The following is a 16,697-nucleotide window of genomic DNA, read 5'->3' as shown; positions in this document are numbered from 1 at the left end:
CCTTCGTCTTTCACAGGAGAGTGTTGGCATGACCTCGCAGCAGGTACCCGCAACGCACCGCCACCGCGTCGTCGTGGTCGGCTCCGGCTTCGGCGGACTCTTCGGCACCCAGGCGCTGAAGCGCGCCGACGTCGACATCACGCTGATCGCCAAGACCACCCACCACCTCTTCCAGCCGCTGCTCTACCAGGTCGCGACGGGCATCCTGTCCGAGGGCGAGATCGCGCCGGCGACCCGCGAAGTCCTTGCCCGGCAACGCAATGCGCGCGTCCTGCTCGGCAACGTCACGAGCATCGACCTGGCCGCCAAGACCGTCACGTCCCGCGTCCTCGACCGCGACACGGTGACGCCCTACGACACCCTGCTCGTCGCGGCCGGCGCCGGTCAGTCCTACTTCGGCAACGACCACTTCGCCCAGTTCGCCCCCGGCATGAAGTCGATCGACGACGCCCTCGAGCTCCGTGGCCGCATCTTCGGTTCGTTCGAGTGGGCAGAGCTCGCGAGCACGCCCAAGGAGATCGAGCGGCTCATGACCTTCGTCGTCGTGGGCGCCGGACCGACCGGGGTCGAGATGGCCGGCCAGATCGCGGAGCTGTCGCGCCGCACGCTGCGCAAGGACTTCCGCAACATCGACACCAGCCGGGCACGCATCGTGCTGCTCGACGCCGCCCCGACCGTGCTCGGGGCCTTCGGCGACCAGCTCGGCGCCAAGGCCGCCAAGCGGCTCGCCGAGATCGGGGTCGAGGTGCAGCTCGGCGCGAAGGTGACGGGTGTCGACGCCACCGGCATCGACGTCGAGGACGCCGACGGCACCCAGCGCCGCATCGAGTCGGTCTGCAAGGTGTGGGCGGCCGGCGTGCAGGCCTCGGAGCTGGGCGCCCAGCTGGCCGAGCAGTCCGGGGCGCAGCTCGACCGCGCGGGGCGCATCGCCGTCAACGACGACCTCACGCTGCCCGGTCATCCCGAGGTCTTCGTGGTCGGCGACATGGCGTCGCTCAAGGGCTATCCCGGTGTCGCCCAGGTCGCCATCCAGGGCTCGCGCTACGCCGCCGACCAGATCAAGCGGCGCCTCGCCGCGAAGGAGCCGAGGGGCCCCTTCGAGTACCACGACAAGGGCTCGATGGCGACGATCTCGCGGTTCAGCGCGGTCGCCTCGATCGGCAGCCTGCGGTTCACGGGGTTCATCGCGTGGCTGTTGTGGCTGGCGGTCCACCTCGTCTACATCATCGGGTTCAAGCACCGGCTCACCACGCTCCTGCACTGGGCGGTGAGCTTCCTCGGCCGAGGCCGCTCGGAACGCACTGTCACCGAGCAGCAGGTGTTCGCCCGCACGGCGATCGAGCAGCTGGGCTCGAGCTACGCGCCGTCCCTGCCGCGCGTCCCGGCCGACAAGAAGGCCCCCGCCCAGTCGGTGGCCCAGGCCCGCGACGAGGGGAGCCGCACCCTCTGACGAGCTCGACAGCGCACCCCGCACCGTCCGCAGGGTGACCGGTGCGTGAGATTCCGCGTGCTCCGCGGGCCTCTCGCCTAGGGTTGCGCCATGCCGCTGGACTATCCGATCCACGAGAAGACACTGGCCAACGGCCTGCGGGTCGTCGTGTCGCCGGACGCCTCCGTGCCCACGGTGACCGTCAACATCTGGGTGAACGTCGGATCGCGGCACGAGCTCAGCGGACGCACCGGCTTCGCCCACCTCTTCGAGCACCTGATGTTCCAGGGGTCACGGCACATCGCCAGCGGTGAGCACTTCACCCGGCTGATGGCCGAGGGCGGTCGGCTCAACGCGACGACGTGGTTCGACCGCACCAACTACTTCGAGACCGTCCCCAAGGGTGCCTTCGAGCTGGCCCTGTGGATGGAGGCAGACCGGCACGGCCACCTCCTCGACGCCGTCACGCAGGAGAACCTCGACAACCAGCGCGACGTCGTCAAGGAGGAGAAGCGCCAGCGCTACGACAACGTGCCCTACGGCACGGCCCTGATCGAGGTGTATGCCGCGGTGTTCCCTCCCGGCCATCCCTACCACCACCCCACGATCGGGTCGATGGAGGACCTCGACGCCGCAAGCCTCGAGGACGTGCACGCCTTCTTCCGTCGTTTCTACGGGCCGAACAACAGTGTGCTGACCCTCGTTGGTGACCTCACTGCGGACGAGGGTTTCGCGGCAGCCGAGCGCTACTTCGGCCACCTCCCGGCGTCCGCGGAGCCCGCCCGGCCCCCCGTTGCCCCGCTGGCCCCGGTCAGCGAGCCGGTGCGGGTCGACCGGCCGGGCAACGTCCCGAACGACCGGATGCACATCGCCTTCCGGCTCCCGGTCGACAACACCGACGAGTTCTTCGCGGCGGGACTGGCCATCGACGCCCTCGGAGGCCTGTCCACCTCGCGCCTGGTGCAGCGGCTGGTCAGGCGTGAGCAGGTCGCCAACGCGGTGCAGGCCCACGCGATGGGGTTCGTCGACGGGGTCTCGCTGGGCTTCTTCGTCATCGACGTCGCTGACGGCCAGGACCCCGAGGCCGTGGAGGCTGCGGTGGTCGAGGAGCTGGTGCGGTTCGCGGCGGAGGGTCCGACCGACGTGGAGATGGAGTCCGCGATGGCGCAGTCAGAACGCTCGTGGCTCTCTGCCCTCGCCGGCCAGGAGGAGCGGGCCGACCTGATCAGCCAGCACGTCCTGCTCCACTCTGACGGACAGTTCGTCAACACCTTCCTCGACCGGATCGGGGATGTCGGCGTCGAGGACGTGCGCGCCGCCGCAGCCAGGTGGCTGCGGCCCGAGAGTCGCGTCGTGGTGCGTCACCTCGCCGTCCGCGACGAGGAGGAGGTGGCATGACTTCGGTGAGTGGGACTGCCGACCGGCTCGAGGACCGGACCCCGCCACGCCCGGAGGTGCACCCGCCGGAGCGGTGGCGTTTCGCCACGCCGCAGCGGCACGTCCTGGCCAACGGCATCGAGCTGCTGAGCTATGACATCCCCGGTCAGTACGTCATCTCCGTGCGCACCGTCCTGCCCTTCGCGCTGTCGGTCGAGCCGCGGCTGGTCGAGGGCGTGGCCACCATCATGGCTCGGCTGCTCGACGAGGGCACGGCGGAGCATTCGCCCGAGGAGTTCGCAGAGTTGTTGGAGCGCAAAGGGATTGCGCTCGGTGCGTCGGTCACCGACGGTGGCCTCGGAGTCGACCTCGACGTGCCCAAACGTCGCCTCGGCGACGCCCTGGACCTGCTGCGGCAGGCCCTCGCCGAGCCGGTCTTCCCCGAGCCCGAGGTGGACCGGCACCGCAAGACCCGGCTTGCCCAGATCGAGCAGGAACGCGCCCTCGCCCCACAACGGGCAGCCCAGGAGTTCATCGCCACCCACTTCGACGAGGCGGACAGGGCGTCACGGCCCACGGCGGGGACGACGGCCAGCATCACGGCGTTGACCCGCCAGGACATCGTGGACTTCCACGCCGAGCGCGTCGGGCCCACGGGGATGACGGCCGTCATCGCCGGCGACCTGTCGGGCCTCGACGTCCGCGACCTGGCCGAGACCACGCTCGGCACGTGGGTCAGCGCGACCCACGTGCCGTCGCCGGGGCCGACCGAGGCCCGTCGCGCGGCCGACGCCGCGCGCGTCGTGCTCGTCGACCGACCCGGCTCGGTCCAGAGCGAGCTGCTGGTGGGGTGGACGGGCCCGGACCGTCGCGCACCGGGCGGCTGGGCGGCATACCCCGTCCTCGGTTTCATGGTTGGTGGGTCGCCCAACGCCCGCGTCGACGCGGTCCTGCGCGAGGAGAAGGGCTACACCTACGGCATCCGCTCGGTGTTCCGGCCGCGCCGCGTCGGCGGGCTGTTCCTCACGTCCGGCTCGGTGCGGGCCGATGCGACCGTCGAGTCGGTGCGGTTGCTCCTGGACCTGCTTGCCTCGGGGCGCGAGGGGTTCAGCCCCGAGGAGGTTCAGGCCGGGGTCGACTTCATCAGCAAGACCGCTCCGGGGCGCTTCGCCACGGCCGATGCCGTCGCCGACGAAGCCGCGACCATGGCTCTTGACGGACTCACCACGGACTTCACCACCCAGACGCTCGACGCGATGCGCGACCTCGACGGTGAGCGCCTGACGGCGGCCTACCGCGACTGGGTCCAGGGGGAGTGGACGGTGGTCATCGTCGGCGATGCCAGCACGTATGCCGACGGGGTGCGTGAGCTGGGGATCGGCGACGTGACGGTCGTCCCCGCCTGAGCGACGCTCAGACGCGGGCGTCCGTGCCCAGTCGGGCCAGGACCTCGTCGTGCAGCAGGCCGTTGGTGGCGACGGCGTTGCCGCCCCACGGTCCGTCCTTGCCCGCCAGGGACGTGAACCGGCCGCCGGCCTCCGTGACGATGGGGACCAGCGCCGCCATGTCGTAGACGGCGAGGTCGGGTTCGGCGGCGATGTCCACCGCGCCCTCCGCGACGAGCATGTAGGACCAGAAGTCGCCGAACGCCCGAGTCCGCCAGCAGGCATCGGTCAGCTCGAGGAACTCCTCCTGCCGGTCGAGGTGCCGCCAGCCCTTGAGGTCGGAGTAGGAGAACGACGCGTCCGACAGGTTCGAGACGGCGGAGACGTGGATCTGCTTGGCCGCGGAGAGGCTGCGGCCCGACCACGCGCCGGACCCGTTGGCTGCCCACCAGCGCCGGCCGAGGGCCGGAGCGGCCACGAGGCCGAGCACCGGCATGTCGTTGTCGACCAGCGAGATCAGGGTCGCCCACGCGGGTACGCCGCGGACGAAGTTGTGCGTCCCGTCGATCGGGTCGATGACCCAGCGACGGGGGCCGTGCCCGGTGGTCTCGAACTCCTCGCCCTCGACGGCGTCACGGGGGCGGGTGCGCTTGAGCTGCATGCGCACCATCTCCTCGGCAGCCTTGTCGGCGTCACTCACCAGGGACAGGTCGGGCTTGGACTCCACGACGAGGTCGTGGGCGCGGAACCGGGCCATGGTGATCCGCTCGACGGCGTCCGCCAGGACATGGGCTAGGCGCAGATCATCGTCGTAGGGCACCTTCCCACGCTAGCCCGTCGGCTGGTCGGGACGCGGGATGCCACGTCGCCCGGCGGGGGCGAGGGCCTCTCCGGCAGGTGCGACGGCATCTCCCGGCAGGTGCGAGGGCGTCTCTCAGGCAGCTTGGGGCGACCTCCGGGCGTAATACACGAAACACCATCAAATGGCAGCAAAAGCCACTTCGACCGAAGATCTGCTCTCAACTGTGCTGCGGGACGATCACGTTTTTGTCTCGGGTTGGCCCAGAGCGTCGCCTTTGCTCCCTCCGTGCTCTTTCATAGGGGCCACAACACACGAACGCCCTGTGCGTTACAGGGCTGCGCCCAAATCGGTGCACAGCCCGGAACGACCGCTCATCATCTGGGCGGCAGACCCTAAGTAGGAGGACGTCAATGCGAGGAACTACTCGCACGGTGGCCATGGTTGCTGGAATCTCGTCCGTCGCGCTGCTCGCTGCAGCTTGCGGTGGCGGGAACAGCAAGGATGACACCAGCTCCAGTGCCGGCGGCAAGGCCGGCGGTACTGTCACGGTCCGCGGGTGCAACCCCCAGAACCCGCTCATTCCGAGCAACACGACCGAGACCTGTGGTGGCAACGTGCTTGAGGCCATCACGGCCAAGCTCGTGCACTACAACGCCGAGACCGCTGCCCCCGAGAACGACATCGCGGACAAGATCGACTCGACGGACAACCAGAACTTCACCGTCACCCTGAAGAAGGGCTACAAGTTCTCGGACGGCACCGAGGTCAAGGCGCACAACTTCGTCGACGCCTGGAACTACGCCGCCTACGGCCCGAACGCCCAGTCCTCCGGCTACTTCATGGAGCCCATCGAGGGCTTCGGTGACACCCAGTGCACCGGCACCGGCGACGACCCGTGCAAGGGCTCCGGCAAGGCCAAGGCCGACAAGCTCACCGGTCTGGTGGTGAAGGACGACTACACCTTCACGATCAAGACGACCGAGAAGGTCTCCAACATGGCCGTCCGCCTGGGCTACTCGGCCTTCGCGCCGCTGCCGGACTCCTTCAAGGCCGACCCGGCCGCCTATGGCGAGAAGCCGGTTGGCGCTGGCCCGTTCAAGCTCGACAGCTGGACCAAGAACACCGAGATCAAGCTCAGCAAGAACGCGAGCTACTCGGGCAAGTTCCCCGGCAAGCTCGACGGCATCACGTTCAAGATCTACCAGGACGAGGACGCCGCCTACAACGACGTCATCGCCAACCAGCTTGACGTGACGGACCAGGTCCCCTCGTCCGCGATGATCGATGACAAGTACAAGACCGACCTCCCGGACCGCAACTCGCAGAAGTCCGTCGGCGTCATCCAGACCATCACCTTCGCGCCGACCAAGGTCGACCCGAACTACTCTGACCCGAAGATCCGTCAGGCCATCTCCATGGCCATCGACCGTCCGACGATCATCAAGCAGATCTTCAACAACACGCGTCAGCCCGCCACCGGCTGGGTCTCCCCGGTCGTTGACGGCTACAAGGCCAACCAGTGTGGCGAGTGGTGCACGTTCGACGCCGCCAAGGCCAAGGCCAAGCTCGACGAGGCCGGTGGCTTCAAGGGTGGCAAGATGACCCTCGCCTACAACGCTGACTCCTCGCACAAGGCGTGGACCGAGGCAACCTGCAACTCGATCAAGGGCGCCCTTGGTGTCGACTGTGTCGCGACCCCGGTCGTGGACTTCGCCACCTTCCGCACCCAGATCGCCAGCCGCAAGATGAAGGGCATGTTCCGCACGGGATGGCAGATGGACTACCCGTCCATCGAGAACTTCCTCGCCCCGATCTTCAAGACTGGTGCCTCGTCCAACGATGGTGACTACAGCAACCCCGAGTTCGACAAGCTCCTCAACGAGGCTGCTGCCCAGACGGACCCGGCTCAGGCCAACGCCAAGTACCAGGAGGCCGAGGCACTGCTCGCCAACGACATGCCGGCCATCCCGATGTGGTACTCGACGGCCACCTTCGGCTGGTCCCCCCCCCGCCCCCCCCCCCCCCCCCCCCCCCCCCCCACGGCCTGTCCGGGGCCAGTCAGGGGCAACCCTCCTGATGACCCCCCACCGTCCAAAACGACTATGTTGTGACAAGCACGGGCGCGCACGTCTGGCCCCGCACGGCTTGTCCAGCCACGCCACCGGGAACACCCCACCCGACGGCGTCATAGAGAGGGAGGTGACGTGTACAAGTACATCCTTCGGAGACTTCTCCAGATGATCCCGGTGCTGCTTGGATCCACGTTCATTATCTTTGCCATGGTTTTCGCCCTGCCCGGAGATCCCACAGCTGGCATGTGCGGTGAGCGGCCCTGCGCGCCGGCCTTCGTGGCCAAGTTCCGGGCCGAGCACAACCTCAACGACCCCCTGCCGACGCGCTACGCCAAGTACATGGGCAACATCGCCCAGGGCGACCTCGGCACCACCTTCCGCAACATCAAGGTGGCGGACGAGCTCAAGCAGCGTTACCCCACCACCGCCAAGCTGGCTGGCATGGCGATCCTCTTCGAGACGCTGATCGGCGTCATCGCGGGTGTGCTGGCGGGGATACGCAAGGGCAAGTTCATGGACAACCTCGTCCTCGTGAGCACCCTGTTCGTCATCGCCATCCCCATCTTCGTCATCGGCGCCACGCTGCAGTACTACCTCGGTGTCAAGTGGGGCCTTCGACCAGTGACGGTCTCGTCCGAGGCGACGTTCAACGAGCTGCTGCTCCCCGCCTTCGTGCTCGGTAGCGCCTCGATCGCCTACGTCGCCCGACTGACCCGCACCAACCTGGTGGAGAACCTGCGCGCCGACTACCTGCGCACGGCCATCGCCAAGGGACTGACCCGTCGGCGGGCCATCGGCCTGCACGCCCTGCGCAACTCGCTGATCCCGGTCGTCACCTTCATCGGCGCCGACTTCGGTGGTCTCCTCGGTGGCGCCATCGTCACCGAGCGCATCTTCAACATCCAGGGCGTGGGCGGCTACCTGTTCACCGGCATCCACAACCGCGACGGCGTGTCCGTCGTGGGGACGGTGACGGTCCTGGTGCTGGTGTTCCTGCTCGTCAACCTGCTCGTCGACCTCTTGTACGGCGTGCTCGACCCGAGGATCAGCCATGACTGAGGCATCGACCATTGCCGTTGGCGCCGAGACCGGCGCCGGCGCCGCAGGGCACGACGAGGCGCGTTCGCTCACCTCCGACGCCTGGCGCTCGCTCAAGAAGAACCCCATCTTCTGGGTCTCGATGGCCCTCATCGTGGTGTTCCTGCTGATGGCCGTGTGGCCGGCGCTGTTCACCAACGTCGACCCCGCCGCTGCTGTGCTCAAGGAGGCGCGTCAGCGTCCCAGCGGCAGCGCCTGGTTCGGTCGCGACATCCAGGGCTACGACATCTACTCGCGCACCATCTACGGTGCTCGTGCGTCGATCCTCGTCGGCGTCTTCGCGTCGATCGCGACCGTGCTGATCGGTGGTGCCATGGGCATCGTCGCCGGCTACTACGGTGGCTGGCTGGACGCCCTGGTGTCCCGTGTCACGGACATCTTCTTCGCCATCCCGCTGCTCCTCGGCGGCATCCTCTTCATGGCGACGTTCCCCAACGACGTGAACTCGCCCTACCTGCTCGTGGTGGGCAAGGTCGTGCTGGTGCTGTCGATCTTCGGCTGGCCGGGACTGGCGCGCCTCATGCGGTCCAGCGTCCTGCAGGTCAAGCCCAACGACTACGTCCAGGCCGCCCGCGCCCTCGGAGCCACGCCGTGGCGGATCATCCGTGCGCACGTGCTCCCGAACGCACTGGCGCCGATGATCGTCGTGGCGACCATCAACCTGGGTGTGTTCATCGCCGTCGAGGCGACCCTGAGCTTCCTCGGCATCGGGTTGACCCCGCCGGCGATCTCGTGGGGTGTGGCCATCTCCGACGCCATCGTGGCGCTGCGGACGACCCCGCACATCCTGTTGTTCCCCAGCCTCTTCCTGAGTCTGGCGGTGCTGGCCTTCATCATGCTCGGCGACGCCGTGCGCGATGCCTTCGACCCGAAGTCGCGCTGAGCGGGAGAGACGACACATGACAACCTCTGAAACCATGGCCCGGGAGTCTGCGAAGTCCTCCGGCCAGACCTACGCCCCCCAGGACGGGCTGCTGCTGGAGGTGGAGGACCTCCACGTCGAGTTCCACACCCCCGACGGCATCGCCCGGGCGATCAACGGCGTCAACTTCGACCTCCACGAGGGCCAGACCCTGGCCATCCTCGGGGAGTCCGGGTCGGGCAAGTCCGTGACCGCGCAGGCGATCATGGGCATCCTCGACATGCCACCGGCAGTCATCCCCAAGGGCCAGATCCGCTACTGCGGTCAGGACCTGCTGACGATGCCGGACGAGCAGCGTCGCCGCACCCGTGGCCCGGAGATCTCGATGGTCTTCCAGGACGCGCTGTCCTCGCTGAACCCCGTGTTCCCCGTGGGGTGGCAGATCGCGGAGATGTTCCGCGTGCACCGCGGCATGAACAAGTCCGACGCCCTCGAGCGCGCGGTCAAGCTCATGCAGCGGGTCCAGATCCCGGCGGCCAAGGAGCGCGTGGGGGCCTACCCCCACCAGTTCTCGGGCGGCATGCGCCAGCGCATCATGATCGCGATGGCCATCGCGCTCGACCCGGCGGTCCTCATCGCCGACGAGCCGACCACCGCCCTGGACGTCACCGTCCAGGCGCAGATCATGGCCCTGCTGCAGGAGCTGCAGGAGGAGCGCCAGATGGGGCTCATCCTGATCACGCACGACCTGGGTGTGGTGGCGAACGTCGCCGACAAGATCGCGGTGATGTATGCCGGTCGGATCGTCGAGCGCGCGGACGTCTACGACCTGTACCGCCAACCGGGCCACCCCTACACCAAGGGCCTGTTGGAGTCGATCCCGCGCCTGGACCAGAAGGGACAGCAGCTCGCTGCCATCGGTGGCCTGCCGCCGAACCTGATGCGGATCCCGGACGGGTGCGCCTTCAACCCGCGGTGCAAGTTCGCCCAGGACGTGTGCCGCGAGGACCGTCCTGCCCTGCTCGAGGTCGCTCCCGGCCGAGAGAGCGCCTGCCACTTCGCCGAGGAGGTCCTCCATGGCTGAGGCCATTCTGACTGCGACCGACCTGGTCAAGTACTACCCCATCAAGGGCGGCGTGCTGCGCCGCACCGTGGGTCACGTGAAGGCCGTCGACGGCGTCAGCTTCGAGCTCCTCAAGGGCGAGACGCTGGGCATCGTCGGGGAGTCGGGGTGTGGCAAGTCAACGCTCGGCCGCCTGCTGATGCGCCTGGAGGAGCCCACCTCGGGCTCGGTCGTGTTCGACGGTGTCGACATGTACGCGCAGAAGGGTCGCGCGATGCGCAAGCTGCGTCGCGACATCCAGATCGTGTTCCAGGACCCCTACACCTCGCTCAACCCTCGCAAGACGGTTGGCGACATCGTGGGGGAGCCGTTCGACATCCACCCCGATGTCGTGCCGAGGAAGGGCCGCCGCAAGGCCGTTCAGGACCTGCTCGACCTCGTGGGCCTCAACCCCGAGCACATCAACCGCTACCCCCACCAGTTCTCCGGTGGACAGCGGCAGCGCATCGGCATCGCCCGAGGGATCGCCCTGAACCCGAAGGTGCTGATCTGCGACGAGCCGGTCTCCGCGCTCGACGTGTCGGTGCAGGCCCAGGTCGTCAACCTGATGGAGAAGCTCCAGGACGAGCTCGGCCTGTCCTACATCTTCATCGCGCACGACCTGTCGGTGGTCCGGCACATCTCGGACCGCGTCGGCGTCATGTACCTCGGCAAGATGGCAGAGCTGGGCGAGGAGGACGACATCTACGGTCGTCCCACCCACCCCTACACCCAGGCCCTGCTGTCGGCCGTCCCGGTGCCCGACCCGACCCTGCGCGACAAGAAGGAGCAGATCGTCCTCAAGGGCGACGTCCCGTCGCCGGCCAACCCGCCGTCGGGCTGCCGGTTCCACACCCGGTGCTGGAAGGCGCAGGACAAGTGCAAAACCGACATCCCGATGCTCGAGCTGCGCCCCGACGGCGCGGGCGAGCACCTGTCGGCCTGCCACTTCGCCTCGCCTCGCGAGATCATCGAGACCGTGGACGTCTCCGGCGCAGCCTCGGTCACGTTCGGCTCGGGTCTGCGCGACGACTCGTCGCTCGAGCCCGTGGGTGACGGCCCGACGGACTCCTGACCGCGAGCGCACAGCACACGACGACGGCGCCGTTCCCCACCAGGGGGGCGGCGCCGTCGCCGTCCCCTCCTCAGAGGCGCCGGTTGAGGGAGAACACGCGACCCAGCAGGGGCATGAGCACGATGTTCAGGCCGTGCAGGATGCCGATGATGAGGAGTATGCCGCCGAGCCGGCCGAGCTCGAACGTCACCTGTTCTGCGGTGACCTCCTGGCTGATCGCGTTGTGCCAGCTCTCCTGTGGGGCCACGTGCAACGAGAACAGGATGTAGGCGGCGAAGATCAGGTAGTAGACGATGTCGGTGAGCACGATGTAGCTCTTGCCGGTCAGCGGGTTGTCGTGGAAGACGTCGGCAGCGTAGGCCCGGCCGAACCGCTTGATGAACGGGCCGAGCCACAAGGCGATGCCGAGCAGGGCGAGGTTGGTCCCCACCTCGAGAATCCACCAGGGCATGTGCAGTCCTCTCTCGTCTCTGGGGGTGAGGGTCAGCAGGGTGGTCACGGAGCCGGCCAGGGCCACGACCCAGGCCGCGCCGACCCGGCGGACCCGCCGTCGCCGGGCGCGGTCGTGGTCGATGCCTTCGACGACGCGTGCGAACAGGTCGGGGGAGGGGGCGTGCACGCTGCCCTCGGCGGTCAGCGCATCATGGAGGCGATCTTCGAGCGCGCTCATCGCGTCTCCTCCAAGGTGGCAGCCAGGGACCTCAGGCCGCGCTGCAGATGGGTCTTGACCGAGTTGGGTGAGAGCCCCAGGGTCCTGGCGATCTCCTCGACGGACAGCTCGAGGTAGTACCTCAGAGCCACGCAGTCCCGCTGTCGCCGGGGCAGGTCGTGCAGTGCTGCGACCACCTCGAGGCGCGACTCACGAGAGGCCGCGGTCTCCTCCGCCGAGGGCTCGTCCGGTATGGCCGGGGGCCGGTGCCGTAGGGACACCAGGCCGCGCCGGTTGTGATCGCGCGCGAGGTTGATGACGATCGAGCGCAGGTAGGCCGCGGCTCGCTCGGGGTCGCGGATGCGCTGGGCGCTGCGGGACAAGCGGATGAACGCCTCCTGGACGAGGTCCTCGGCCGCGGTGCGGTCCTGGACGAAGAAGCGGGCGAGGGTCACCAGTCGTGCGCCCTCGGCAACGAACAGGGCCGACACCAAGGCGTCGACGTCGGCCTGCGCCGTCGACTCCCCGATGCTCCCTGTCAGCATTCCCACGGACTCCATCACCTAGACAGACGAACGAGCAGAGGCGTTGGGTGACAACCAATTTCGATGATTTCAGTGTCACCCGCTGGGCCGTTGTGCCGCGTCAGTCAGGTGTCAGCACCACGGTTTCACAAGCGTAAGGAGAGCACCATGGAACATTCGCAGTCATCACCTCTTTGGCGGAGGTCTGCCACAGCCGTGGCGTGTGCCGCGGTACTCGGCGTCGGCGCAGCGGTGGCACCGGCCATCGCGGGTGTGGCCTTCAACTTCAAGAGCGACCTGCGTGACTTCGCGCCCGCCGCCACCGGACCGTTCGACGGAGCGCGTGCCAAGCTGACGCTGGTCGCCACGGACTCCACCAAGGCGGTGTTCGTCGTGCACGGTGTCGACCCGGCCGTGGCCGGACGGACCTTCGGTGCGCACCTGCACCTCGGACCGTGTGTCGCGGGCAGCGGCGCGTCAGCACTGGGGCACTACAACCACTCGACCACGAGCCCGCTGACGGTCAACGACCAGACCGAGATCTGGCTCGACTTCACCGTCGATGACGAGGGCAACGCCCAGAGCTCCGCCGCAGTCGACTGGGCCCCGGTGCCCGGTGCCCGCTCGGTCGTCATCCACGCGAACCCGACCGCACCTGACGGCACGGCTGGGGCAAGGCTCGCGTGCCTGCCAGTGGAGTGGTGATGACAGTGCTCTCACGGCACGCGGTGCTCCGCACCGCCCTCATCGGCTTCGGCCTGGGGGCGGTGTGGGGTGTGGCCGCGAGGGTGTGGATGCGACTGGTGTCGACGAGTCCTGAGTTCAGCTGGTCCGGCACCCTCATGATCGTCCTCTTGGGCGCGGTCTTCGGGCTGCTCGTCGGCCTCTCGTGGCTGGCTCGTCACGCGACCGGGTGGCGACGGTGGTTGCGGTTCCTGTTCGTGCCAGGGCTGATCCTGTTCGCCGGACAGGGCTTGCCGTTGGCGCCCGGGTTCCTCGTCGCGGGGCCGCTGTTGCGTCGTGGCGGACCGTTGGCGCGGCTGGGGGCCATCGTGGCGATCGTCGGGCCGGGCGTGTTGCTCTGGTGGTCGGAGCGCCTGAACGAAGAGACGATGCTCAGTGCTCCACTACACGTACAGATCGGCCTGCTGATCGGAATGCCTGTGGTGGCAACGGTATTGGCGCTTGCCGGCCATCTGGTCATGGGACCTCTGGCAGACCGCGGTCACTCGCCGTCGCCCGAGCGTGCCCGCAGCAGCCGACGCAGGGACTCCAGCCTGGAGGTGCCCGCAGGCCCGGCCTGACCTGAGGCCACCCAGGCGTCGAGGGCGCACTCCTCCTCGTCGTGGCCGCAGCCGCGGGGACACTGCGCGGTGCCGGGCTCGAGGTCGGGGAAGTGCTGGATGATCCGTGCGAGGTCGACGTGGGCCAGGCCGAACGACCGCACCCCGGGGGTGTCGATGACCCACCCCGCCTCGTTCGGCAGTCGCAACGCGACGGCAGAGCTCGAGGTGTGGCGGCCGCGACCGGTGAAGTCGTTGACGATGCCGGTCGCTCGGCGGGCGTCCGGGACCAGGCCGTTCACGAGGGTCGACTTGCCGACTCCGGAGTGCCCGATGAAGACGCTGATCCGGTCGAGGAGCTGCTCGTGCAGCAGTTCCAGACCCTCGAAGCCGGACTCCCCGGTCGCGGTCACGACGTAGCGGACGTTGAGCGGTGCATAGTTGGCGAGAAAGGCGTCGGCATCGGCGAGGTCGGCCTTGGTCAGCACGAGCAGGGGGTCGAGGCCGGCGTCGTAGGCGGCGACGAGGCAGCGGTCGATCATGCGCGGGCGCGGCTCCGGGTTGGCCAGCGCGGTGACGATCACGAGCTGGTCGGCATTGGCGACGATCACTCGCTCGACGGGGTCGGTGTCGTCCGCGGTGCGTCGCAGCACCGAGCGTCGAGGGGTGAGGCGGACCACGCGGGCCAGGCCGTCAGGATTGCCCGAGGTGTCACCGACCAGCTCGACGTCGTCACCGACCACGATTCCCTTGCGCCCCAGCTCGCGTGCCTTCATGGCGGTCACGATGCGCTCTGCCGAGGCCTTCCCACCTCCGCCCTTGCCACCGCCGCCTTTGCCAGCAACGCCTTTGCCCGCAACGCCTTTGACACCAACGCTTTTGCCGCCGACGCCATTGCCTACGAGGACCGTGTAGCGACCCCGGTCGACGCCGATGACGAAACCTGGGACGGCGTCCTCGTGGGCGGGGCGATCCTTGGACCTCGGGCGTGAGCCCCGCTTGCTGGGACGGATGCGGACGTCGCTCTCGTCGTAGTCCGAAGTGCGCCGACTCATGGCGTGGGGCCGTCGGGGTCGACGAGGCCGTGCCAGAGCTCGACGAACTCGGGGAGGGTCTTGGCGACCGTGTCGGGGTCCTCGACGACCAGGCCGGGAGCCCGAAGGCCCAGGAGGGCACCGGCCATGACCATCCGGTGGTCGGCGTAGGTGTGGAACAGCCCACCGGTCAGGGGTCGCGGCGTGATGCGCAGGCCGTCCTCGGTCTCGCGCACCTCGGCTCCGCGGTCCCCGAGCTCGCGCGCCAGGGCCGCCAGCCGGTCGGTCTCGTGCCCCCGGATGTGGGCGACTCCGCGGATGACACTGGGGGAGTCGGCGAGGGCTGCCAGTGCTGCGATGACCGGTGTGAGCTCGCTGGCGTCGTGGAGGTCGATGTCGATGCCGTTGATCTCGCCGGTGCCCGACACGGTGAGACCCTCGCGGGCGAGCGAGACGTCGGCGCCCATGGTGTCGAGGATGTCGCGGATCGCGTCACCGGCCTGGGTGGTGTGCTGCGGCCAGCCCGGCACGGTGACCCGGCCGCTCGTCACCAGGGCCGCGGCGAGGAAGGGTGCGGCGTTCGACAGGTCGGGTTCCACCTGGACGTCGAGCCCGTTGATCTCGGACGGCTCGACCCGCCAGGTGTTGGCGTCCCCGTCGTCGACGATCGCCCCGGCGTCGCGCAGGGTCTCGACCGTCATCTCGATGTGCGGCTCGGAGGGGACCGGCTTGCCGGCGTGGTGGATGGTCACCCCCCTGTCGTAGCGCGGACCGGCCAGCAGGAGTGCCGAGATGAACTGCGAGGAGGAGGAGGCGTCGAGGGTGACCGAGCCACCGGGCATGTGCCCGGTGCCGTGCACCGTGAACGGCAGGGTGCCGCGTGCCTCGTCCTCCACCTGGGCTCCGAGGACGCGAAGCGCCTCCAGCACCGGGCCCATCGGACGCACGCGTGCCTGCTGGTCGCCGTCGAACGTCACGAGTCCCCGGGAGAGCGCCGCCACCGGCGGCAGGAAGCGCATCACCGTGCCGGCCAGGCCGCATTCGATCTGCGCGCCACCGTCCAGGGTTGCGGGCGTGACCACCCAGTCAGGCGCCGTCGCACCGAGCGCCACCGCGTCCTCGACCTCTGCCCCGAGGTCACGCAGGGCCTGCGCCATCAGCAGCGTGTCGCGGGAACGCAGCGGCCGACGAAGCAGGGACGGACCGTTCGCCAGCGCCGCGAGCACGAGGAAGCGGTTGGTCAGGGACTTGCTGCCGGGCAGGGTGACGTCCGCGTCGACCCGTTGCCGGGCTGCGGGGGTGGACCAGCCAGCGAGGTGGGAGACGGAGCCCGTGGCTACGGCGTGCGATGGGTCAGGTGAGGGCATCGTGGGCCTGGGATGCGGCCAGCCTGGCCTCGCGGCGCGCAGCACGGGTGGCGTACCTGGCCTCGCGCTTGGCGCGTTTGGCGGTGCGCTTGGCGGTGTCGCCCGCCAGCCCTGCGCGGTAGACCAGTCCGGGCCGGCCCTCGGTGTCGACGCTGGCCAGCAGCAGGCCGCCGATGAGGCCGAGGTTCTTGAGGAAGTTGATCCGCTGGGCGCGCTTGGCCGCGGGGTCGGTCTCAGCCCAGAACTGGTGTCCCACATAGGTGGTCGGCACCATGGCACCGACGAGGGCCAGCGAGGCGAGCCTGGGCACACGACCTGCGGCGAGGAGCGCTCCGCCGCCGACCATGGTCGCGCCGTTGGCGCGCACCAGGAGCTCGGGGTCGTTGGGCAGACCCAGCGGGGCGAGCCGCTCGGCGAGGGGCGCGACCTTGGGCGTCAGCGCCGAAGGGTGCCGCAGCTGCTCGAGTCCCTGGACGACGAAGATCGCGGCGAGCAACGGGCGGGCCACGCGGCGGACGACGGTCATGTTCACTCCTGGCTGGTGCGGGCTGGGTGCGGGCTGGTGCGGGCTGGGTGCGGGCTGGTGTGTGCTGGGTGCGGGCTGTTCGCGGTCGTCTCCCTTCTTACCGTATGGGCAG

The 16,697-nt window shown here is 68.8% G+C and carries 16 protein-coding genes; 10 read left to right on the top strand and 6 right to left on the bottom strand.

The annotated features are described in order from the left end of the window. Positions 1-28 precede the first annotated feature (28 nt). The 3 genes from AC1DS4_RS09840 (at position 29) to AC1DS4_RS09830 (ending at position 4,212) form a co-directional block, all read left to right on the top strand. The gene (locus tag AC1DS4_RS09840; RefSeq protein WP_477615922.1) at positions 29-1,450 is read left to right on the top strand and encodes an NAD(P)/FAD-dependent oxidoreductase; all 1,422 of its coding nucleotides are present in this window, start codon (positions 29-31) and stop codon (positions 1,448-1,450) included. Positions 1,451-1,540: 90 nt separating this feature from the next. Next, positions 1,541-2,827, top strand: a complete 1,287-nt coding sequence (locus AC1DS4_RS09835) for a M16 family metallopeptidase (protein WP_477623223.1) — start codon at positions 1,541-1,543, stop codon at positions 2,825-2,827. Then, positions 2,824-4,212, top strand: a complete 1,389-nt coding sequence (locus AC1DS4_RS09830) for a M16 family metallopeptidase (protein ID WP_477623224.1) — start codon at positions 2,824-2,826, stop codon at positions 4,210-4,212. The genes AC1DS4_RS09835 and AC1DS4_RS09830 overlap by 4 nt, the downstream gene beginning before the upstream one ends. Before the next feature lie 7 nt (positions 4,213-4,219). Here AC1DS4_RS09830 and hisN read toward each other — a convergent pair whose 3' ends face one another. Further along, positions 4,220-5,011 (bottom strand): histidinol-phosphatase, encoded by a 792-nt coding sequence (gene hisN, locus AC1DS4_RS09825; protein ID WP_477615925.1) that lies wholly within the window; start codon positions 5,009-5,011, stop codon positions 4,220-4,222. 392 nt (positions 5,012-5,403) lie between these two features. On the opposite strand from hisN, the gene AC1DS4_RS09820 reads away from it, so the two are divergent. The 5 genes from AC1DS4_RS09820 to AC1DS4_RS09800 all read left to right on the top strand — a co-directional run bounded on the left by AC1DS4_RS09820 (position 5,404) and on the right by AC1DS4_RS09800 (position 11,202). Further along, complete coding sequence (locus tag AC1DS4_RS09820; RefSeq protein ID WP_477646030.1) at positions 5,404-7,104, top strand: peptide ABC transporter substrate-binding protein; 1,701 nt, start codon at positions 5,404-5,406, stop codon at positions 7,102-7,104. 93 nt (positions 7,105-7,197) lie between these two features. Continuing rightward, complete coding sequence (locus tag AC1DS4_RS09815; RefSeq protein ID WP_477623225.1) at positions 7,198-8,124, top strand: ABC transporter permease; 927 nt, start codon at positions 7,198-7,200, stop codon at positions 8,122-8,124. Continuing rightward, positions 8,117-9,046, top strand: coding sequence for an ABC transporter permease (locus AC1DS4_RS09810; protein WP_477615928.1), 930 nt, complete (start codon positions 8,117-8,119; stop codon positions 9,044-9,046). Before AC1DS4_RS09815 ends, AC1DS4_RS09810 begins: the two co-directional genes overlap by 8 nt. A gap of 34 nt (positions 9,047-9,080) precedes the next feature. Beyond that, the gene (locus AC1DS4_RS09805; protein ID WP_477615993.1) at positions 9,081-10,109 is read left to right on the top strand and encodes an ABC transporter ATP-binding protein; all 1,029 of its coding nucleotides are present in this window, start codon (positions 9,081-9,083) and stop codon (positions 10,107-10,109) included. Beyond that, positions 10,102-11,202, top strand: coding sequence for an ABC transporter ATP-binding protein (locus tag AC1DS4_RS09800; protein ID WP_477615929.1), 1,101 nt, complete (start codon positions 10,102-10,104; stop codon positions 11,200-11,202). Before AC1DS4_RS09805 ends, AC1DS4_RS09800 begins: the two co-directional genes overlap by 8 nt. 70 nt (positions 11,203-11,272) lie before the next feature. On the opposite strand, the gene AC1DS4_RS09795 is transcribed toward AC1DS4_RS09800, so the two are convergent. Together AC1DS4_RS09795 and AC1DS4_RS09790 are read right to left on the bottom strand one after the other, a co-directional pair. Then, entirely contained in the window at positions 11,273-11,872 is a 600-nt protein-coding gene (locus AC1DS4_RS09795; RefSeq protein WP_477615930.1) for a hypothetical protein, read from the bottom strand. Further along, positions 11,869-12,396, bottom strand: coding sequence for an RNA polymerase sigma factor (locus AC1DS4_RS09790; protein WP_477615994.1), 528 nt, complete (start codon positions 12,394-12,396; stop codon positions 11,869-11,871). Before AC1DS4_RS09790 ends, AC1DS4_RS09795 begins: the two co-directional genes overlap by 4 nt. A gap of 147 nt (positions 12,397-12,543) precedes the next feature. Between AC1DS4_RS09790 and AC1DS4_RS09785 the strand changes: the two genes are divergently transcribed. Beyond that, positions 12,544-13,080 (top strand): hypothetical protein, encoded by a 537-nt coding sequence (locus tag AC1DS4_RS09785; protein WP_477632428.1) that lies wholly within the window; start codon positions 12,544-12,546, stop codon positions 13,078-13,080. Then, entirely contained in the window at positions 13,080-13,679 is a 600-nt protein-coding gene (locus AC1DS4_RS09780) for a hypothetical protein (RefSeq protein WP_477623227.1), read from the top strand. Before AC1DS4_RS09785 ends, AC1DS4_RS09780 begins: the two co-directional genes overlap by 1 nt. Here the strand turns inward: AC1DS4_RS09780 and rsgA are convergent. Genes rsgA through AC1DS4_RS09765 form a run of 3 tightly spaced genes read right to left on the bottom strand, consistent with a single transcriptional unit; the run spans position 13,601 to position 16,585 of the window. After that, complete coding sequence (gene rsgA, locus AC1DS4_RS09775; protein WP_477632429.1) at positions 13,601-14,713, bottom strand: ribosome small subunit-dependent GTPase A; 1,113 nt, start codon at positions 14,711-14,713, stop codon at positions 13,601-13,603. The genes AC1DS4_RS09780 and rsgA overlap by 79 nt on opposite strands. Then, complete coding sequence (gene aroA / locus AC1DS4_RS09770; protein ID WP_477632430.1) at positions 14,710-16,059, bottom strand: 3-phosphoshikimate 1-carboxyvinyltransferase; 1,350 nt, start codon at positions 16,057-16,059, stop codon at positions 14,710-14,712. Before aroA ends, rsgA begins: the two co-directional genes overlap by 4 nt. After that, complete coding sequence (locus tag AC1DS4_RS09765) at positions 16,046-16,585, bottom strand: DoxX family protein (RefSeq protein ID WP_477615935.1); 540 nt, start codon at positions 16,583-16,585, stop codon at positions 16,046-16,048. The genes aroA and AC1DS4_RS09765 overlap by 14 nt, the downstream gene beginning before the upstream one ends. Positions 16,586-16,697 lie beyond the last annotated feature (112 nt).

The sequence above is a fragment of the Pedococcus sp. P3_C7 genome, assembly GCF_056402615.1.
Note: the sequence above shows the minus strand (reverse complement) of the source record. Positions and strands in the feature narration are given on the sequence as shown.